Genomic DNA, 4,305 nt, shown 5'->3' on the forward strand with positions numbered 1-4,305 from the left:
TGCGGGAGTAGCTCAGTTGGTAGAGCGCAACCTTGCCAAGGTTGAGGTCGCGAGTTCGAGCCTCGTCTCCCGCTCCAGGTTTCGGTTAAGTCTGGAAGTCCACAATGTGTGTTTTGTGGTTCCAGGTTGGCACGCAGAGTAGTCAAAGTAGTAAATGCGGGAGTAGCTCAGTTGGTAGAGCGCAACCTTGCCAAGGTTGAGGTCGCGAGTTCGAGCCTCGTCTCCCGCTCCAATCCCAAAGGGAAGCACCGCTTCCCTTTTTGTTTGTGATGGTAGTGCGCAAGCGCAGCCCGGCAGGGTCTGGCGAATGCGGCTACAATCCAGCAGCCGTCACCCGGCGGGGTGGCAGAGTGGTCATGCAGCGGCCTGCAAAGCCGTGTACGCCGGTTCGATTCCGACCCCCGCCTCCAGTATCTTCAAGCACAGAGCGCTACCCTAACCGGTGGCGCTTTTGCTTTTTGGCGAAAGTACTTTCGCCATCCACTCCGGTTTTGCCACGTTGACTGGGCCAACCAGCTCCCCGATTCTGTCCCGAACGTAGTCCGCGGTCTGCCGCTCAGTGGTGTGTCCAAGGAATCGCCGCGTCTCGGCCATGCCTTCTGTGCGTTCGACGTCGGTTGCTGCCTTTGGCCGCAGATCGCGGAACTGGAACGGTGCCCGAGTATCTGTCCGCGCTCAATGCCACCTGGCTGAACGAATCGGCCACGCTGTTCCGCCGGCGCTACTACAAGAACGGGAGCCACGCTGGCTTCATTCTGTACATGACAGATGCCGCGCAGAAGCAGGAAGACGTCGACACGCTTCGCCAGGCGCTCAAGGACAGTAAGGGGCCGGGGAATTTCCGCAACCTCTTCATGTATGCGCCCAACGGGAAGAAGGACGGCATCCAGCTCTTGCCGGTGTCGGAGGTGGCGGCCAAGGATGAATTTTGGAACGTGAAGAACATCACGCGCGATGATCAGCTATCGGCACACCGCGTGCCGCCTCAATTGATGGGGATCATTCCCCACAACACTGGGGGATTCGGTGATGCGGCGAAGGCGGCAGAGGTCTTCGCGCGCAATGAGGTGAAGCCTTTGCAGAACCGGCTGATGGAGGTCAACGAATGGCTTGGCGCCGAGGTGGTGCGCTTCGATGCCTATAGCCTTAGCGATGGGGAAGGGGGCTCGTTATCATGAACCAAACCAGGATGCGCGTATCGACAACACCGTGGGCGATGAGGTGATGTTGGCCGAGGTATGAAACGGCTTATCTCCGAATTTCGGGGGAGGGCGAAGGCCGGGAACCGGCCCCTCTCTGCCTTTCGCTGATCGGGTGGGCAGATGGCGGCTTCCAGGCTAGAGCGGTCGTCCGATCTTTCCTGCGGGCCGGCAAGTGCTCGGCCACAACGCACGCTGCCGTGGCGGGTGTCAGTGCTAAAGGGCCGCCGTGCGAGAACGCATGCCTCTTCTCAGCCAACCGATTCGACGTTCATGGAGACCTCGCGCAGTTTTGGCGCTCCTCCTAGGCGGCCGCCCGCTGGCACGTTCTGGAGGAGCACTCCTGTGGAAGTCTGATCGGCCGCGAATCGGAATGCCAAGCACTCCGCCCGCAGTGCATGTCGCCCAAGGCTCTGCTCTGTCCAGTTACCGCTTCAGCAGAGGCGTGACGACCTGCTCCAGCCGCTCGGCTGTCCAGGCCGGACTGGCATCATCCCAGCCGTTATCGGCGAGCATCCCCGCGCGGTCGATGGTGAAATTCACGGGAAGACGCCAGACCCGGCCGTAGCCGCCCGCGTAGGCACCACCCAGCAGCCCTACCGGAAAGGCGAGGCTGGCAGCCATCTTGCGCACGTCGGCGAGCGAGTCCGGCGTGTCCAGGCTGAAGCCGAGCACGGTCAGCCCTTCGCCGGCGTGAGCCGCCGCATAGGCCGACAAGACAGGAAGCTCTACGTGGCACGGGCCGCACCACGTCGCCCAGAACGTGAGTACTACTACCTGGCCATGCAGGTCCCGCGTATCGATGGTGCGCCCGTCGAGCGTGCGCAGCACCAGCGGTGGCGCGGGCCGCCCCACCGCCAGGCTCTCCGCGCTCGCCGATGTATGCCAGCTAGCAAGAGACGGTCCGCAGGCAAGAGCGGCGGCTTTCCGGATCCAGTCGCGACGAGACGAGAGCTCAGAACGCATAGGACACCCCCAAGTTGCCAGTCCAGCGAGGGAAGAGTTGATACCCCTGAAGATTGCTATAGATTGACTTCTGCAGAAAGGCGTACATACGCACGTGCTCGCTCACGGCGACGGTGACCCCGGGGCTCAGGTAGAGCACGCTACCTCCAGTACTGATGGTATCGGCGAGTGCGCCCTGGTCTGCGCTCTTGCGAGTGAAATTGAACTGTAGTTGGGGCACCACCTTTGGGTTGGCTACATAGCGCAGGCCGGTGCTCACAGTCAGGAGATTGCCGGGACGATAGTCCGCATTGAAGTCGTGCAGCCGTTGCATCACCGCTGCCTGGAATTGGCCATTGACGAAGGCGTCGAAATTCTGGCTAACCGGCTGGTAATAGTACGCGCCAAGAATTAGGTCGGTGCTGCCGGTACCGGGCTGCAGGCTGGCGTCGAGCGCCTGGCCCGCAGACGCATTCGGGCCTGACGAGAAGAACACCGGGCTGCGCCCCACGGTGGCGCCGGTGGCGACATTCTGGCCTCCGTAGGCGCCCGTGGGCAGCTTCACGCCTAGTTGCACGCCCAGGTTTCGGGTGGGCAGGAAACCCTGGTAGGTGCCGATGAGCTTGATATCGCCCAGGCCACTGGCGGTCACACCACTCACGTTGTCCGGCGTGAGCTGGTCGGAGGTCGCGTTGCCATACGTGGTGTGACTGCGGTCGATGATGGGAACGATAGTGCTAAAGCTCCAACTACTATTCGGGCTGTAGCTCAGGCCCAAGTTGTAATAACGGTTGATTGTCTGCTTCTCCACCTCCTGGTTGCCACCGGCGTCGTTGATGGCGGCAGCCTGCGTGGCGGGGACGGATCCTGTCCCATGGCGCAGTTGGTTCTGGTTGATGAAGCTGTAGTCGAAGCTGATGCGCCAGCCCGGCATTGTGGAGTAGCCCATGGCGGCATCGGCGCTGAGTGAGCAGCCACAGGTGGCGCAGGCGAACGCAAACGAGGGAAGCAGCAAGGCGGCACCTGCGGTGCCGGCGCGAAGGATCGGATTCATGGTGTTCAGGGCGAAACGGGGGCGGACCGGTGGCCCGCCCGTGGCATGGGCGCGCGCCCGTGGAGCGCGCAGGCGATCAAGCGAAGCCGATCATGCCAAGGGCGGCGCTCGGGCCGTCGCGCGAAGAATGCTCGGAGGCCGATAGGCATCCGGCTGTGTCACCGGCCGCACTAGGCCAAGCTGTCTCAGGTGAGGCTGAAAGACAAACGGTACGTGCGGTATTGCAACGGTGCTGCCGAGATCCGCGCAGACCAGGCAGCAGAGGGAATCGTCGAGGCTCTGGTGATTGCCAGGGGCGTCCTGATCGAGGGACGTTTGATCGTCTACCGAGACGACGCGTATGCCGCTTGCGCTGCAGATCGAGTGATCTATCGTTCCCCCGGCCGCTTGCCCGTGGACCATCGGTGGCCATGGCGAGTGCAACGCCATACCCAGCAGCGCGAGCCAGAAGACGAGCCGATGGGTGAAGGACATGTTGTGCCGTGAAAATGGGTGGCTGATTATAGTGGCGAGGCCCCGCCTGAAATGGCCGCTTTCGGCGTGATTGGTTGGACAGGGGTGTGACATCTGGCCGCATCACTGCTGCTGGATCGATGTTTGTGCAGTGTCCATCGCAAATGGCCCACGTCCTTGCTATCGACATGCTTACGCCGTGTCCCGCTGCAGTCTGTACGGTTCGCCACATTCTTCAGAGCGGAGCCACGCGCTCAGCGCCTTTCCCGGCTAGCGGCATTGTTTCCCGCACGTTCTCGCGCGTACACGACGCTCTTACCCCAATGCGAGCCTGTGCCGCCAGCGGCCCCTGTGCCGCGTCCCAGCCGCGTTGCGGTGCCTTCTCGTTCCTTCCCATATTATGAAATTTTGCCGATGATGAGGAGCTTGCCCCCGGCGCGCGGTTGAGACCCCGCCTCGCCCGCTCGCTTCATCGAGTGGTTTTTCTGCAGTTGCACAGGTCCCGGAAACCGCGCCACGGCTGCGGCTGCAGGCAGGCTACGGGGCGCAAGTTTCTATGCAAATTTATGCGGCTAAATGGTAACGGCCCGGCCAATACCGTATTGACGAACCGCACTTTGGCGCTCGTGTGGCAGGAAGACTTGCACTGCAAAG

Annotated in this window: 3 protein-coding genes, 3 tRNA genes and 1 pseudogene; 4 read left to right on the plus strand and 3 right to left on the minus strand. The window is 62.1% G+C overall.

Annotated features, from left to right (window positions below):
- Nucleotide 1 precedes the first annotated feature (1 nt).
- The 4 genes and pseudogenes from AC07XB_RS38810 to AC07XB_RS38825 form a co-directional block, all read left to right on the plus strand.
- Nucleotides 2-77, plus strand: a tRNA-Gly gene (locus AC07XB_RS38810).
- A gap of 79 nt (nt 78-156) precedes the next feature.
- Nucleotides 157-232 (plus strand) — tRNA-Gly (locus tag AC07XB_RS38815).
- A gap of 104 nt (nt 233-336) precedes the next feature.
- Nucleotides 337-410, plus strand: a tRNA-Cys gene (locus AC07XB_RS38820).
- A 243-nt stretch (nt 411-653) separates the two neighbouring features.
- Nucleotides 654-1,178, plus strand: a pseudogene (locus AC07XB_RS38825) (phage portal protein); the annotation flags it as partial.
- A gap of 447 nt (nt 1,179-1,625) precedes the next feature.
- On the opposite strand, the gene AC07XB_RS38830 reads toward AC07XB_RS38825, so the two are convergent.
- From AC07XB_RS38830 to AC07XB_RS38840, 3 genes are all read right to left on the minus strand, one after another.
- Nucleotides 1,626-2,165, minus strand: a complete 540-nt coding sequence (locus AC07XB_RS38830; protein ID WP_492833222.1) for a TlpA family protein disulfide reductase — start codon at nt 2,163-2,165, stop codon at nt 1,626-1,628.
- Nucleotides 2,155-3,198, minus strand: a complete 1,044-nt coding sequence (locus AC07XB_RS38835) for a transporter (protein WP_492833220.1) — start codon at nt 3,196-3,198, stop codon at nt 2,155-2,157. The genes AC07XB_RS38830 and AC07XB_RS38835 overlap by 11 nt, the downstream gene beginning before the upstream one ends.
- A 90-nt stretch (nt 3,199-3,288) precedes the next feature.
- Nucleotides 3,289-3,765, minus strand: a complete 477-nt coding sequence (locus tag AC07XB_RS38840; RefSeq protein ID WP_494752837.1) for a DUF2946 family protein — start codon at nt 3,763-3,765, stop codon at nt 3,289-3,291.
- Nucleotides 3,766-4,305: the final 540 nt, after the last annotated feature.

It is taken from the genome of Cupriavidus sp. GW821-FHT02F09, from assembly GCF_059421605.1.